This window comes from Pseudomonas putida (assembly GCF_001976065.1).
Taxonomy (GTDB): domain Bacteria; phylum Pseudomonadota; class Gammaproteobacteria; order Pseudomonadales; family Pseudomonadaceae; genus Aquipseudomonas; species Aquipseudomonas serbica.
This window is the reverse complement of the sequence record NZ_MNAH01000005.1, coordinates 232,717-247,085: the sequence shown is the minus strand read 5'-3', so window position 1 is coordinate 247,085 and position 14,369 is coordinate 232,717. Positions and strand designations below refer to the sequence as shown.

The window sequence follows — 14,369 nt, the reverse complement described above, 5'->3', positions numbered from 1 at the left end:
GCGTCACTTTCCGGTGACGCCGCTAGCCGCTCTGGAACCGCCATGACCAAAGTCGACTTCTATATCCTGCCCAGCGCCGATCCTTCGGCACGCCTGGACTTTGCCTGCAAGCTCACCGAGAAAGCCTGGCGCATGGGCCACCGCATCTACCTGCATTGCAGTGATGCGGCCCAGCGCGATGATCTCGATGCACGCCTGTGGGCGTTCAAGGGCGAAAGCTTCGTGCCCCACGGCCCTGCCGACAGCGAACCTGACGGCTTGATTGTCCTGGGGTTGGGCGAAGACTGCGGTCAGCATCAGGATTTGCTGGTCAATCTCGACCTGAAAGTCCCGGCCTTCGCCAGCAAGTTCGCCCGTGTGGCGGAAGTGGTGGTGGAGGATCCGACGATCAGGGCTGCTGCGCGGGAGAGTTTCCGTTTCTACCGCGAACAGGGCTATCCTCTGCAAGATCACCGTTTACAGCGACTCTGAGCATTCCGATGGACACTCCAAAACCGCTGCAACAATCCGCGCACCTGCTGGACGACCTTGAGTCGATCCGCCAACTGCTCGGCGATGACAACCTGCAACCTCCCCTGCTGACCGATACGGTCGAAGAAGGTGACCAGGAACAGATTCCGATGTTGTTCGACACCGTGAACGAGCCTGCGCCGGTCGTCGAGCCACCCGCTCCCAAACCCGCCGAACCGGCACCGACGACCAGCAAAAGCGCTGACGCCCTGCTGTACCTCGACACCGAACTGCGCGCCGCCGCGCAATTGATCATGCAAGACGTGATCGACGACTTCGCACCGCACATCGAAACCGAAATCAAACGCCGCCTCAGTGCGCGCTTGGAGCGGCTTCTCAGCCAGTACAACGACTGAGCCCAAACACAGCTCCCCCTGTGGGAGCGGGCTTGCTCGCGAAAGCGTGTGCCAGCCACCATTCAAGTCGACTGACACACTGCCATCGCGAGCACGCTTGCTCCGACAAGGGGATTTGCATCAGTTTTGCGGACGCGCCCTGTCCGCACCTGCTCGCCCTACGCCCCATGCCCCGCTATACTTGCCGGCTTTTCCTGAATAAATGCCAATAGGGTCCCGCCGCGCATGGATAAGACCTACCAGCCGCACGCCATTGAAACTTCCTGGTACAACACTTGGGAGTCTGAGAATTACTTCGCCCCGCAAGGCGCGGGCGAGTCCTACACCATCATGATCCCGCCGCCGAACGTCACCGGCAGCCTGCACATGGGCCATGGCTTCAACAACGCGATCATGGACGCCTTGATCCGTTTCCGCCGCATGCAGGGTCGCAACACCCTGTGGCAACCGGGTACCGACCATGCCGGTATCGCCACGCAAATGCTGGTGGAGCGTCAACTCGAAGCCCAAGGCCAAAATCGCCACGATCTGGGCCGCGACAAATTCCTCGAAAAAGTCTGGGAATGGAAGGATCAGTCCGGCGGCAACATCAGCCGTCAGATCCGCCGCCTCGGCTCGTCCGTGGACTGGAGCCGCGAGCGCTTCACCATGGACGACGGCCTCTCGGAAGCCGTGAAGGAAGCCTTCGTGCGCCTGCACGAAGACGGCCTGATCTACCGCGGCAAGCGCCTGGTCAACTGGGACACCAAGCTGCACACGGCGATTTCCGACCTTGAAGTGGAAAACCACGACGAGAAAGGTTTCCTGTGGAACCTGAAATACCCGCTGGCCGACGGCGCCAAAACCGCTGAAGGCAACGACTTCCTGATCGTCGCGACGACTCGTCCGGAAACCATGCTCGGCGACTCCGCCGTCGCGGTTAACCCGAACGATGAACGCTACAAAGCCCTGATCGGAAAATTTGTCGAGCTGCCGCTGGTCGGCCGCCGCATCCCGATCATCGCCGATGATTACTGCGACCCTGAATTCGGCACCGGCTGCGTGAAAATCACCCCGGCCCACGATTTCAACGACTACGAAGTCGGCAAGCGTCACAACCTGCCGCTGCTGAACATCTTCGACAAGAACGCCAACGTCCTGCCAGCCGTTCAGGCGTTCAACCTCGACGGCAGCCTGAACGAAACGATCGACGGCAAGATCCCGGCTGAATATGCCGGCCTGGACCGCTTCGAAGCGCGCAAGCAGATCGTAGCGGCATTCGAAGCCGCAGGCCTGCTGGTCAGCGTCGACGATCACGCCCTGAAAGTGCCGAAAGGCGATCGCTCCGGCACCATCATCGAGCCGTGGCTGACCGACCAGTGGTACGTGTCCACCAAACCGCTGGCCGAACCTGCGATTGCCGCCGTTGAAGACGGTCGTATCCAGTTCGTGCCCAAGCAGTACGAGAACATGTACTTCTCATGGATGCGCGACATCCAGGACTGGTGCATCAGCCGTCAGCTGTGGTGGGGCCACCGGATTCCCGCCTGGTACGACGAGTCGGGCAAAGTCTACGTCGGTCGCGACGAAGCTGAAGTGCGCGCCAAGCACAACCTCGGCCCGGACGTGGCGTTGCAACAGGACAACGACGTACTCGACACCTGGTTCAGCTCGGGCCTGTGGACCTTCTCCACCCTCGGCTGGCCGGAACAGACCGAATTCCTGAAAAAATTCCATTCCACCGACGTGCTGGTCACCGGTTTCGACATCATTTTCTTCTGGGTTGCCCGGATGATCATGCTCACCATGCATTTGGTGAAGAACGAAGACGGCACGCCGCAGGTTCCGTTCAAGACCGTGTACGTGCACGGCCTGGTGCGTGATGGCCAGGGCCAGAAGATGTCCAAGTCCAAGGGCAACGTCCTTGACCCGCTGGACATCATCGACGGCATCGAGCTGGAAGAGCTTGTTCAAAAGCGTACCTCCGGCATGATGCAGCCGAAACTGGCGAAGAAGATCGAGAAGCAGACCCGCGAAGAGTTCGCCGAAGGCATCGCCAGCTACGGCACCGACGCCCTGCGCTTCACTTTCTGCTCGCTGGCGTCCACCGGTCGCGACATCAAGTTCGACATGGGCCGCGTCGAAGGCTATCGCAACTTCTGCAACAAGATCTGGAACGCTGCGCGCTACGTGCTGGACAAAGGCGAAGACTGCGGTCAGAACGGCGAAGCCTACGAGCTTTCGCTGGCCGATCGCTGGATCATTTCGCAGCTGCAGCGCACCGAAGCCGAAGTGACCCGTCAGCTCGACCAGTTCCGTTTCGACCTGGCTGCGCAAGCCTTGTACGAGTTCATCTGGAACCAGTATTGCGACTGGTACCTGGAACTGTCCAAGCCCGTGCTGTGGGACGAAAACGCACCGGTCGAACGCCAGCGCGGTACGCGCCGCACCTTGGTTCGCGTGCTCGAAGTGGCCCTGCGCCTGGCGCATCCGTTCATGCCGTTCATCACCGAAGAAATCTGGCAGCGCCTCGCGCCGCTGGCCGGTATCGAAGGCAAGACGATCATGCTGCAACCTTGGCCTGTGGCCAACGAAGCACGCATCGACCAGGCCGCCGAAGACGACATCGAATGGCTCAAGGGCCTGATGCTCGGCACACGTAACATCCGTGGCGAAATGAACATCGGCCCGGGCAAACCGCTGCCGTTGTTCCTGAAGAACGTCAGCGCCGAGGACCAGCGTCGCCTGAGCGAAAACGAAGCCCTGCTGAAGAAACTGGCGCGCCTCGAATCGATCACCGTGCTGGCGGCTGGCGAAGAAGCGCCGCTGTCCGCCACCGCACTGGTCGGCGAGATGGAAGTGCTGGTGCCGATGGCCGGCCTGATCGACAAAGGTGCCGAGCTTGCGCGCCTGGACAAGGAAATCCAGCGCCTGCAAGGCGAAGTGCAGCGCGTCGGCGGCAAGCTGTCCAATGCCGGTTTCGTTGACAAGGCGCCTGCCGAAGTCATCGAGAAAGAACGCGCCAAACTGGCCGAAGCCGAACAGGCTCTGGGCAAGCTGGCGGAGCAACATGCGCGGATTGCCAGCCTGTAACGGCAAATCGCAATAAAAAAGGGAGGCCCGGGTGGCCTCCCTTTTTTATGCCCGCCACTTTTTTCCAAACACCCCTAAACACCTGTGGGACAATGCCAGCCACTTTCAGCCATACCCGAATCGACCACACCCATGACCGCCCCCCGCACACCCAGACCTGCGCGTAAAAAGCCCGAATCCGCGACCCCGGCCAAGGCCGTTGAACCGCGCGAAAAGGCCAGCCTGCACCCGCGCAATCGCCACCAGGGTCGCTACGACTTCCCGGCACTGATCAAGAGCACGCCGGAGCTGGCGAAGTTCGTGATCATCAACCCGTACGGCAAGGAAAGCATCGACTTCGCCAGCCCGGACGCGGTGCGGGTGTTCAACCGGGCGCTGCTCAAGTCGTTCTACGGCATCGCCCACTGGGACATTCCGGCCGATTACCTGTGCCCGCCGGTCCCGGGACGTGCGGACTACGTACACTTCCTCGCCGACCTGTTGGCCAGCGTCAATGACGGCGTCATTCCCCGCGGTGCGGCGGTGAAGGTGCTGGACGTGGGCATGGGCGCCAACTGCGTGTACCCGTTGATCGGCCACAGCGACTACCGCTGGCAGTTTCTCGGCTCGGAAATCGACACCACCGCCATTGCCGCCGCCAAGGCCATCATCCAGTCCAACGGCTTGAACAAGGCCATCCAGGTTCGTCAGCAGGGCAACCGCAAGCAAATCTTGCTGGGCCTGCTGGAGAGCGCCGAGCGCTTTGACCTGACGATGTGCAACCCACCGTTCCACGCCTCGCTGGAGGAAGCCACCCGGGGCAGCAGCCGTAAATGGCGCGCGCTGGGCAAGGCCGATCCGAAACGCAAACTGCCGGTGCTGAATTTCGGCGGTCAGGCGGCGGAGTTGTGGTGCGAGGGCGGCGAAGCGCGGTTCGTTACGCAACTGATCAGCGAGAGCGCGCAAGTGGGCCAGCAGGTGTTGTGGTTCAGCACCCTGGTGTCGAAAGCCTCGAACCTGCCGGCGATCCAGACCGCCCTGAAGAAGGCCGGCGCCCTGCAAAGTCAGGTGGTGGAAATGTCCCAGGGCCAGAAGCAGAGCCGTTTCGTGGCCTGGACCTTCCACACTCAAGAACAGCAGCAGGCCTGGCGCGAGCGTTGGACAAGCAAAAGCTGAACAAGTGATCGACGCAGATCAACTGTGGGAGCGGGCTTGCTCGCGAAGGCGGTGCATCAGTCGACTTCAATGGTGACGGATACACTGCCTTCGCGAGCAAGCCCGCTCCCACATTGGAAATAGGGTGTTCGTGGTAAATCGCAGATACAAAAAAACCGTGCGCGGATCGCTCCGGCGCACGGTTTTTTTTAACAAGTCTTACTTGTTAACAGCGTCGGTCAGGCCTTTGGCCACAACCAGCTTGATCACTTTCTTGGCAGCGATTTCGATGGCAGCGCCAGTCGAAGGGTTACGGCCAGTACGGGCAGGACGCTCAGTCACTTTCAGCTTGCCGATACCTGGCAGAGTGATTTCGCCGCCGTTTTCCAGCTGATCGGCAACGATTTGGCCCAGTTGGTCCAGAGCGTTACGCGCGGTGGTTTTCGGCGCGTCGATAGCTTCAGCGATGTCGGCGATCAGTTGGTCTTTAGTAAGAGCCATGTAGTGTTCCTTCCCTATCAAATTCATATGGATTGCAGAGTGCAGTGTCAGCCATCGAGCCCGATCTTCTGGATCTGGCACCCTCGGTCAAATAACCACGGGATCGGGGTTATAGATTCCGAAATCAGGGTTTGGTTCGACCTGACAAATGCTGAATGCACGCTTAACGCAGTGACTACGCGTAAGACCGGGCAAAACTAGCACAGAGACGGGGAAATATCCGCCTCTAGCTACCCAATTGGTCAGCTTTATTGCTCTAAATCGGGAAAAAACCGCATAAGCACCACCGGTCACCCCGCAATTGCCGTTCGCACCACGCCAAAACCAGTGGTTGCGGTACACTGGGCGCTTTTTCGGGGAGCGCGCACTCCCGTCTTCAATCAGCCGAGAAGCCCATGCCGATCCGTCATTGCATCGTCCACCTGATCGACAAAAAACCCGACGGCACACCTGCAGTTCTGCACGCTCGCGACTCCGAACTGGCCGAGTCGAGCGCCATCGAGAACATGCTTGCCGACCTCAACGAAAGCTATAACGCCAAACAAGGCAAGGCCTGGGGTTTCTTCCATGCCGAATCCGGGGCGCATCCGTTCAGCGGCTGGCTGAAGGAGTATTTCGAGGGCGGCAAGGACTTTACCGCCTTCAGTCGCGTGGCTGTCGAGCACCTGCAAAAACTGATGGAGGAGTCCAACCTCTCGGTCGGCGGCCACGTCCTGTTCGCCCACTATCAGCAAGGCATGACCGATTACCTGGCCATCGCCTTGCTGCACCACAGTGAAGGCGTCGCAGTGACTGACGAACTGGACGTGACCCCCTCCCGCCACCTGGACCTGGGCCAGTTGCACCTGGCGGCGCGGATCAACGTGTCCGAGTGGCAGAACAACAAGCAGTCCAAGCAGTACATCTCGTTCATCAAGGGCAAGAACGGGAAAAAAGTATCGGAGTATTTCCGCGACTTCATCGGCTGCCAGGAAGGCGTCGACGGCCCCGGGGAAACCCGCACCCTGCTCAAGGCCTTCAGTGACTTCGTCGAAAGCGAAGACCTGCCCGAAGACGACGCCCGCGAGAAAACCAAGACCCTGGTGGACTACGCCAGCAGCCAGGCCAAGCTCGGCGAGCCCATGGGCCTGGAAGAGTTGTCGGGGCTGATCGACGAAGAACGCCCGAAAGCCTTCTACGACCATATCCGCAACAAGGACTACGGCCTGTCGCCGGAGATCCCGGCCGATAAGCGCACCCTGAACCAGTTCCGCCGCTTCACCGGCCGCGCCGAAGGCCTGTCCATCAGCTTCGAAGCTCACCTGCTGGGTTCGAAAATCGAGTACGACGAAGAAGCCGGCACCTTGATCATCAAGGGCCTGCCGACCTCGCTCACTGACCAGCTCAAGCGCCGCAACTGATGCTGGGCAACGTACTGAAGAAATGCCTGCTGGTCCTGCTGGTGGTCGTGGTCTATCAGAACTGGGGCAAGATCGAGCGGGTATTCAACCCTTCACAGGTGGTGTCCGAGCAGACCCAGGCCAAGGCCAACGTCGTGCTCTACGCCACTGAGTGGTGTGGCTACTGCAAGCTGACCCAGCGCTTTCTTGATCAGAAGGGCATTGCGTACAAGGCGTTCGATATCGAGAAGGATGCCGAGGCTCGCAAGGCCTACCAGGCGTTGGGAGGCGGCGGGATTCCGATCATCGATGTGAACGGGACCTTGATTCGCGGGTATGAACCGGATGCGATTCTGGCGGCGTTGAAATGACTGGTAGGAGCTGGCTTGCCAGCGAATGCGGTGGTTCAGTCGGCACATTTGTCGACTGAGCCACCGTCTTCGCTGGCAAGCCAGCTCCTACAGGGTCGCGTAGGGCGAAGTTATTGCGCCTCGATACGGAAACCGAATCGCGGAACGTGTACATGCACCACGCCGCCACGCTCGTCTTCTCGACGCACAATCAACTCCTCCCTGCCGGCAAACACCAACTCCCCCGCCACCGGATCAACGCCATAGTCAGTGGCGGCAATCACCACTTGCTGACCCGCCTTGAAACCATTCGGATCTTCGAACGTTTCATCCGGCAATGCAGCAGGCGTCGCGTCACGGGCCACACTCAGCGCTTCTTCAGACGTCATTTCACTCGGCGCACCGTGGCCGAATCCCAGCACCCGCGCCAACCACGCCGAGATCGCCGGGTAGTTATCCACAAGCGGCGAAGTCACGGGTGTTGCCTTGAGGAACCACAGCGGATGAGCCATGGCGAAGTCGGCAATCGACGGCTCGCCAAACAGGTAATCCCCCTCCTCGCGCTGCAGCTGCTGCTCCAGGCGCGCCATGATCGTCGGCCATTGGTGCCGGGCCTGCTCGGCGGACAAGCGGGTCGCACTGCCGCCACTGAACAAACCGGTCCGGTCGGCGATGAAGGCCTTGATCGCTTCAGGGGACAAATTGCCGAAACGCACTGCTATCGATTCCGGCTGGAATACCAGGCTGACCGCATGCTGGAACACCACCGAATCGGCCCACGCCGCGAAGGACGCGGCGATCATTTCCTGTCCTTCGGGGAAGAACGCCGGCAGGGCTTTTTCCTGCTCGAGGCGACGGGCGATCAAGGCGGTGTCGCAATAGATATCCGCGCCGATCTGCAACACCGGGGTCTTGCGATAACCACCGGTCAACGCCGTCAAATCGGGCTTGGGCATTACCGGCGAAATTTTCACCGAGTGCCAGGACAGTCCTTTGAAACCTAACAGCAGCCGGGTTTTTTCGGCGAAGGGGGACGTCGGGTAATGATGCAGAATCAACTCGGACATGCTCGGCTCCGCCGCAAGAATCAGGAACCCGCAGCTTAGCGCGCAATCTGTTCGCAGCCTACAGATCGGCCTGATGGGAACTGATCAGTCAAATTGATAAGGCGGTATTCGCGCTCGCCACCAGGCACTCCTTGGCACTCTTCCTGAGTTTCTTTATCAGGCGCTCCTGGCGCAACGCGTCGCTCTTGTCGCGACAGGCTTCGGTGTAGACCAGCGCCATGGCCGGACTGGAGAGAAAGAAGCGTGCGCCCTTACCGCTTTGGTGCTTGGCGAAACGTTTTTGCGGATCGTCACTGATCCCACAATAAAGCGATCCATTGGCCGCGCGAACGAGGTAGACGAACCAGGTTCTACTGACGGGTGTGGGTTCGGCGGCAATGGCGCAGGATTCGCTTGGGCTGTTCACGTGACGATCGGGGCTTGGAGGGAAACAAGCCGCAATCTTATCAGCGACTGGCCTGGAATGCCTTCAGGCCCTTCAGCGCCTGTGCTCGAACGGCGTTGCGCACCAGTGGGCTCCAACCCAGCAGCAGGCCTTTGAGGCCCAGTGCCTGACGCGACCACTTCCACAAATCAAAGCGGTCGTGATGCTCGCAAATCTTGCCGTCGCGAAAGACGAAGCGCGCATGGATGTCGTTGATCACCGTGTTGCCCGTCTGGCTGAACAGGTACGTCGCCACCCAATGAGCAGTACCGGTGCGCTCGCCCGCTTGAACGTTATCGAAGGTCAGGGAAAAATCCTTGGCCCGGGTCGTGAGCATGCGCCACATGTCACCCGCATCGCGCCCGCGAAGCTCGCCGAACGCCGGATCACTGAACACCACGTCATCGGTATAGCAGGCACTCATGGCCTCGGCATCCAGCCGCTGGAAGGCTTGGTAGAACTGGGTGATCAATGCGCTATGGGCATCACTCATGGGCAGGCTCCGTACGGTTGATGAATTGCCTGCACGATAGTCTGCAAATACACCGAACACTATCGGCATTCGCAAGGCGAATACCGATAGTGGGCAGGGGTCAGACTTTTTCGCTTGCGACTTGCACGTACAGTGCCCGCCCGGCACCGAGCCCGGCGATGATCGCACCCAGGCCGATGACGCCGAAGATCCAGCCCACGGCGTTCCAGCCACCGGTCCAGTCATGCACGATGCCGACCGCGAACGGCCCCATGGACGCCAGGGTGTAACCGAAGCCCTGGGCCATGCTCGACAGGTTCGCGGCCACATGGGAGTCCCGTGAGCGCAGCACGATCAGGGTCAACGCCAGGCTGAACGTGGCGCCCTGCCCCAGTCCCAGCACAATCGCCCAGCCCCACAAGCCATCGATTGGCGCGTACAGGCAACCGAACAGGCCACCCAGGGTCAGCGCCATGACGATCACGATCGCCAGGCGCTGATCCTTGCCGCGTGTCGCCAGCCAGGGTGCCGCGAGGGAGCTGACCAACTGAACGATCACTGAACCCGACAGCACCAGGCCGGCCTGGGTCGGGGTGAGCCCGCGACCGATCAGGATCGACGGCAACCAACCGAACACGATGTAGGCCAGCGACGATTGCAAGCCCATGTACAAGGTCACCTGCCAGGCCAGCGGGTCGCGCAGCAGGCCACGCACTCGATAGGCCACGTTGTGCGCGCCGTGTTTGTGCCCGACCTGGGGCAACCAGAACAGCGCCGCGACCAGCGCCGGAATCACCCAGAAACCGAGGCCCATGGCCCAGCTTTTATCGAAATGTTCACTCAGCGGCACCGTCGCGCCCGCCGCCATGGCCGCACCGAGGCACAGGGCCATGGTGTAGACGCCGGTCATGGTCCCGGCCTGTTTGGCGAAGTCGCGCTTGACGATGCCAGGCAGCAACACGCCGATCACGCCGATGCTGGCGCCTGCCAGCACGCTGCCAGCGAACAGGCCGATCTCGCCAAAGGAACTGCGCAGGATGATCCCGCCCGCCAGGGTCAGGAGAATGCCCAGCACCACCCGCTCCGCGCCGAATCGACGCGCCAGCACCGGCGCCAGCGGCGCGAACAGGCCAAGACAAAGCACCGGCAAGGTGGTCAGCAACCCGGCCTGTGACGCCGACAGCCCGAGGCTTTTCGACACTTCACTCAGCATCGGCGCCATGCTCGACAACGCCGGGCGCAGGTTCAGTGCCACCAGGATCAAACCCAGCAGCAACAGCCACGGCCGAACCAGGATCGGTTGGGTTTGCTGGACCTGTTCGTCATCGGCCTCGGCATCGATCAGCAGCTCTTCCAGCTCTGCCGTGCGCTTGGGTGATGGGAGATCTCTGGACATGGGGTTCTCGGTTTCAAGGTTCATTGATCAACTGCCTCGACAGGGCTTTGGCCCGTTCCGGGTCGCGTTGCTCCACGGCATCGAGCAATTCGACGTGCAGGTCGAAGACCTCCTGGCGCCGTGGCGTGATGTTCAGGCAGTGGCGCAATTGTTCGCCGACGACGCTGGAGAAATAGCGATACAGCTCGCTGAGGGTCGGGTTGTGTGCGGCGTCCACCAAGCGGCGGTGGAACACCAGGTCACAGGCGATGTAGGTGTCGAGATCGCCGTGATAGTGGCTGCCGCTGACACCCAGGGCCTCGCGCAATGCCACCAGGTCTTCATCGGTACGGCGCAGGGCAGCAAGGCCGATGGCCTCGACTTCGAGGATGTGCCGGGTCTCGCGTGCCTGCTCGAGGGAACAGCGGGACAGCGCCTTGAGGGTGTCCAGCGGGTCGACCAAGGCTCGCAGGTAACTGCCGTCACCCTGGCGAATCTCGATCAACCCGGAAAACGCCAGCACACGCATGGCTTCGCGCACCGTGTTGCGACTGATGCCCAGTTCGGCGGACAGCTCGGGCTCGGTCGGCAGGCGTTGCCCCACCGTCCAGACGCCCTGGTTGATGCGCAAGCGCAATTGCTCCAGGGCCTGGTCGACCAGGGAGCGTTTTACTAGCGGAGAAATATCAGACATCGGATTCGCCCTGTCATCCAATCATAGGATGAATTTTCTGACATGTTAGTCAGCTTCATCCGGCAGGACAACCCCGATGATTTTTCCCGGGGCGAAAAAAAACCCTTCACGAATAACCGTGAAGGGTTTTTTTGATGCCCTGTATCAGGCTTCGGTCTTGGCTGCTGCAGCTTTGGCTGCCGCGTCCTTGATCAGGGACTGCAGCGAACCGTCAGCGGACATCTCGGTCATGATGTCGCTACCGCCGACCAGCTCGCCCGCTACCCACAGCTGCGGGAAGGTTGGCCAGTTGGCGTACTTTGGCAGGTTGGCGCGGATTTCCGGGTTCTGCAGGATATCCACGTACGCAAATTTTTCGCCACACGCCATCACGGCCTGCGCGGCTTTCGCGGAGAAGCCACACTGCGGGGCATTCGGCGAGCCTTTCATGTAAAGCAGAATGGTGTTGTTGGCAATCTGCTCTTTAATCGTTTCGATGATATCCATGGAGCACCTCGGCTGAACTTTCCGACTCATGGGTCGGCACGGTGGCGCATTGTAACGGAAAGCCGAGCGCCCTGCTCGGTCTCTCCGTCAGATGCGATCAGGCCGCTACCACGGTCACCGGCACACCGTTCAACGCCGCGTTACCCGACAACTCGTCGAGCTGACACTCGTCGGTCAGGTCATTGGCGCTGGAGCCCGGTTGGCCGCTGGCGATGGTCATCTGTACGCCTGGTCGCGCATGACCCCAACCGTGCGGAAGGCTGACCACACCTTTCATCATATCCAGGCTGGCCAACACTTCCACCTCGATCACCCCGACCCGCGAACTGACCCGTACCCGCTGCCCGTCGTTCAGCCCGCGACTGGCCAGATCCTGCGGATGCATCAACAACTGGTGGCGCGGCTTGCCCTTCACCAGCCGGTGATAGTTGTGCATCCACGAGTTGTTGCTGCGCACATGGCGCCGGCCGATCATTAGCAACTCATCGGCGGCGGGCGCCCGCAATGCCGCGAAGCGCGCCAGGTCGGCGAGGATGGCGACGGGGGCCGCCTGGACTCGCTGGTTGGCGGTTTTAAGACGCGGCGCCAGGTTGGGTTTCAGCGCGCCCAGGTCAACCCCATGGGGATGATCGAACAGGGTGGCCAGTGACAGCTTGTGCCGGGACGCGTCGCCGTAAAGTCCCAGGCGCAAACCGCGGTCGATCATCTGCGCCGGGGCGATGGTGGGCTTCAACTCCTTGCCCGTTTTTGCCGCGAACGCCTTGGCCAAGCCGACGAAAATCTCCCAGTCGTGCAAGGCACCTTCAGGCTTGGGCAGTATGGCGCGATTGAAGCGGCTGACGTTGCGCACCGCAAACATGTTGAAGGTGGTGTCGTAATGATCGTTTTCCAGCGCCGAGGTGGACGGCAGGATCAGGTCGGCATAACGCGTGGTTTCATTGATATACAGGTCGATGCTGACCATGAACTCCAGGCCATCCAGCGCCTGTTCCAGCTGACGACCGTTGGGCGTGGACAGCACCGGGTTGCCCGCTACGGTAATCAGCGCGCGAACCTGCCCTTCGCCTTCGGTCAGCATCTCTTCGGCCAACGCCGACACCGGCAGTTCGCCGCCGTACTCAGGGCGCCCTGACACCCGGCTCTGCCACAGATTGAAATGCCCGCCCGACGTCGAGGCCACCAGGTCAACCGCAGGCTCGGTGCACAACGCGCCGCCGACGCGGTCGAGGTTGCCGGTGACCAGGTTGATCAACTGCACCAGCCAATGGCACAGCGTGCCGAAGGCCTGGGTCGAGACGCCCATGCGGCCGTAGCAAACCGCCGTGGGTGCTGCGGCAAAATCCCGCGCCAACTGGCGGATCTGCTCCGCCGGCACCGCGCACAAGGGACTCATGGTTTCGGCGCTGAAACCTGCCACGGCTTCGCGCACGTCATCCAGGCCGTCCACCGGCAAATGACTGTCGCGGGTCAGGCCCTCGGCGAACAAAGTATTGAGCAGACCGAACAGCAGCGCCGCATCGCCACCGGGACGCACGAACAGATGCTGGTCGGCAATCGCCGCCGTTTCGCTGCGACGCGGATCGACCACCACCACTTTGCCGCCCCGGGCCTGGATGGCCTTCAAGCGTTTTTCCACGTCCGGCACGGTCATGATGCTGCCGTTGGAGGCCAGCGGATTGCCGCCGAGGATCAGCATGAAGTCGGTGTGATCGATGTCCGGTATCGGCAACAGCAAACCGTGGCCGTACATCAAGTGACTGGTCAGGTGATGGGGCAACTGGTCGACCGACGTCGCGGAAAACCGGTTGCGGGTTTTCAACAGGCCAAGGAAGTAATTGCTGTGGGTCATCAACCCATAGTTGTGCACGCTGGGGTTGCCCTGGTAAACCGCTACCGCGTTCTGCCCGTGGCGCGCCTGGATGGCCGCCAGGCGTTCGGCAACCAGGTCGAAGGCGGCGTCCCACTCGATCGGCTGCCATTCGCTGCCCACCCGCAGCATCGGTCGATGCAGGCGATCCGGATCGTTCTGGATGTCTTGCAGGGCCACCGCCTTGGGGCAGATGTGCCCGCGGCTGAAGCTGTCCTGGGGGTCGCCCTTGATCGAGGTGATCTGCAGGTTTCCGGCTTCGACTTCGGTGGTTTCGATGGTCAGGCCGCAGATGGCTTCACACAAATGGCACGCACGGTGATGGAGAGTCTTGGTCATGGCCAGTCTCTGTCTTGTTCTGGGCGGGCAATAGCGACCGCGGGAACAAAACTATGGCGCCAGCCCCGCCACCGCGCCAGCGACGTTCGTCTTGTGAATCGGTGGCCATCAGGCCTGCCGATAACCGCCGGCGATCATCGCGACGACAGCCTCGGTGGCGGCGACGGGTAACCGTGCGCAAAGCGACTGCCTGCGCACCATCCCCGCCCCCTCTGATTGCCAAGTTCCACGGCGCCGGTGTACAAATACCTGGCTGCAGTCAGGAAACAGGCTTCAAAAGCGCTATCGCGGTCATCCCGTAGCCCCTCCGAATCCCCTAAAAACCGTAGCCCTATTGGTAAGA

The 14,369-nt window shown here is 61.1% G+C and carries 14 protein-coding genes; 6 read left to right on the top strand and 8 right to left on the bottom strand.

The window, feature by feature from the left end; translation table 11 throughout:
* The first annotated feature begins 42 nt into the window (after positions 1-42).
* The 4 genes from BKX96_RS19600 to rlmF all read left to right on the top strand — a co-directional run bounded on the left by BKX96_RS19600 (position 43) and on the right by rlmF (position 5,093).
* Entirely contained in the window at positions 43-471 is a 429-nt protein-coding gene (locus BKX96_RS19600; protein WP_046818878.1) for a DNA polymerase III subunit chi, read from the top strand.
* Positions 472-479: 8 nt separating this feature from the next.
* Positions 480-866, top strand: coding sequence for a DNA polymerase III subunit chi (locus BKX96_RS19595; protein ID WP_077185247.1), 387 nt, complete (start codon positions 480-482; stop codon positions 864-866).
* Between the two features lie 225 nt (positions 867-1,091).
* Entirely contained in the window at positions 1,092-3,938 is a 2,847-nt protein-coding gene (locus tag BKX96_RS19590) for a valine--tRNA ligase (protein ID WP_046818880.1), read from the top strand.
* Between the two features lie 132 nt (positions 3,939-4,070).
* Positions 4,071-5,093 (top strand): 23S rRNA (adenine(1618)-N(6))-methyltransferase RlmF, encoded by a 1,023-nt coding sequence (gene rlmF, locus BKX96_RS19585; protein WP_077185246.1) that lies wholly within the window; start codon positions 4,071-4,073, stop codon positions 5,091-5,093.
* A 198-nt stretch (positions 5,094-5,291) separates the two neighbouring features.
* Here rlmF and BKX96_RS19580 read toward each other — a convergent pair whose 3' ends face one another.
* A complete protein-coding gene (locus BKX96_RS19580) occupies positions 5,292-5,573 on the bottom strand; it encodes an HU family DNA-binding protein (RefSeq protein ID WP_007905514.1) in 282 nt (93 codons plus the stop codon).
* Positions 5,574-5,968: 395 nt separating this feature from the next.
* Between BKX96_RS19580 and yejK the strand changes: the two genes are divergently transcribed.
* The gene (gene yejK, locus BKX96_RS19575; RefSeq protein ID WP_046818882.1) at positions 5,969-6,973 is read left to right on the top strand and encodes a nucleoid-associated protein YejK; all 1,005 of its coding nucleotides are present in this window, start codon (positions 5,969-5,971) and stop codon (positions 6,971-6,973) included.
* Positions 6,973-7,323 carry a glutaredoxin family protein gene (locus BKX96_RS19570; protein ID WP_077185245.1) on the top strand — a complete coding sequence of 117 codons (351 nt, stop codon included), beginning with the start codon at positions 6,973-6,975 and terminating at the stop codon, positions 7,321-7,323. Before yejK ends, BKX96_RS19570 begins: the two co-directional genes overlap by 1 nt.
* 110 nt (positions 7,324-7,433) lie before the next feature.
* On the opposite strand, the gene BKX96_RS19565 is transcribed toward BKX96_RS19570, so the two are convergent.
* From BKX96_RS19565 to BKX96_RS19535, 7 genes are all read right to left on the bottom strand, one after another.
* Positions 7,434-8,369 (bottom strand): glutathione S-transferase family protein, encoded by a 936-nt coding sequence (locus BKX96_RS19565; protein WP_077185244.1) that lies wholly within the window; start codon positions 8,367-8,369, stop codon positions 7,434-7,436.
* Positions 8,370-8,457: 88 nt separating this feature from the next.
* Positions 8,458-8,775: a GIY-YIG nuclease family protein gene (locus BKX96_RS19560; protein WP_046818885.1), complete on the bottom strand. Its 318-nt coding sequence runs from the start codon at positions 8,773-8,775 to the stop codon at positions 8,458-8,460.
* A 40-nt stretch (positions 8,776-8,815) separates the two neighbouring features.
* Complete coding sequence (locus tag BKX96_RS19555; RefSeq protein WP_046818886.1) at positions 8,816-9,286, bottom strand: nuclear transport factor 2 family protein; 471 nt, start codon at positions 9,284-9,286, stop codon at positions 8,816-8,818.
* Between the two features lie 100 nt (positions 9,287-9,386).
* Entirely contained in the window at positions 9,387-10,685 is a 1,299-nt protein-coding gene (locus tag BKX96_RS19550) for a CynX/NimT family MFS transporter (RefSeq protein WP_077185243.1), read from the bottom strand.
* On the bottom strand, positions 10,675-11,334 hold the full coding sequence (locus BKX96_RS19545) for a FadR/GntR family transcriptional regulator (protein ID WP_046818888.1): 660 nt from the start codon (positions 11,332-11,334) through the stop codon (positions 10,675-10,677). Before BKX96_RS19545 ends, BKX96_RS19550 begins: the two co-directional genes overlap by 11 nt.
* 144 nt (positions 11,335-11,478) lie before the next feature.
* Positions 11,479-11,820, bottom strand: a complete 342-nt coding sequence (gene grxD / locus BKX96_RS19540; RefSeq protein ID WP_046818889.1) for a Grx4 family monothiol glutaredoxin — start codon at positions 11,818-11,820, stop codon at positions 11,479-11,481.
* A 97-nt stretch (positions 11,821-11,917) separates the two neighbouring features.
* Positions 11,918-14,026, bottom strand: a complete 2,109-nt coding sequence (locus BKX96_RS19535; RefSeq protein ID WP_077185242.1) for a molybdopterin oxidoreductase family protein — start codon at positions 14,024-14,026, stop codon at positions 11,918-11,920.
* Between the last annotated feature and the right edge of the window lie 343 nt (positions 14,027-14,369).

Coding starts and splice junctions, on each gene's coding strand:
- BKX96_RS19570 (WP_077185245.1), top strand. CDS start 6,973: ATGCTGGGCAACGTACTGAAGAAATGCCTGCTGGTCCTGCTGGTGGTC.
- BKX96_RS19580 (WP_007905514.1), bottom strand. CDS start 5,573: ATGGCTCTTACTAAAGACCAACTGATCGCCGACATCGCTGAAGCTATC.
- BKX96_RS19595 (WP_077185247.1), top strand. CDS start 480: ATGGACACTCCAAAACCGCTGCAACAATCCGCGCACCTGCTGGACGAC.
- BKX96_RS19545 (WP_046818888.1), bottom strand. CDS start 11,334: ATGTCTGATATTTCTCCGCTAGTAAAACGCTCCCTGGTCGACCAGGCC.
- BKX96_RS19565 (WP_077185244.1), bottom strand. CDS start 8,369: ATGTCCGAGTTGATTCTGCATCATTACCCGACGTCCCCCTTCGCCGAA.
- BKX96_RS19600 (WP_046818878.1), top strand. CDS start 43: ATGACCAAAGTCGACTTCTATATCCTGCCCAGCGCCGATCCTTCGGCA.
- BKX96_RS19550 (WP_077185243.1), bottom strand. CDS start 10,685: ATGAACCTTGAAACCGAGAACCCCATGTCCAGAGATCTCCCATCACCC.
- BKX96_RS19590 (WP_046818880.1), top strand. CDS start 1,092: ATGGATAAGACCTACCAGCCGCACGCCATTGAAACTTCCTGGTACAAC.
- rlmF (WP_077185246.1), top strand. CDS start 4,071: ATGACCGCCCCCCGCACACCCAGACCTGCGCGTAAAAAGCCCGAATCC.
- BKX96_RS19535 (WP_077185242.1), bottom strand. CDS start 14,026: ATGACCAAGACTCTCCATCACCGTGCGTGCCATTTGTGTGAAGCCATC.
- grxD (WP_046818889.1), bottom strand. CDS start 11,820: ATGGATATCATCGAAACGATTAAAGAGCAGATTGCCAACAACACCATT.
- yejK (WP_046818882.1), top strand. CDS start 5,969: ATGCCGATCCGTCATTGCATCGTCCACCTGATCGACAAAAAACCCGAC.
- BKX96_RS19555 (WP_046818886.1), bottom strand. CDS start 9,286: ATGAGTGATGCCCATAGCGCATTGATCACCCAGTTCTACCAAGCCTTC.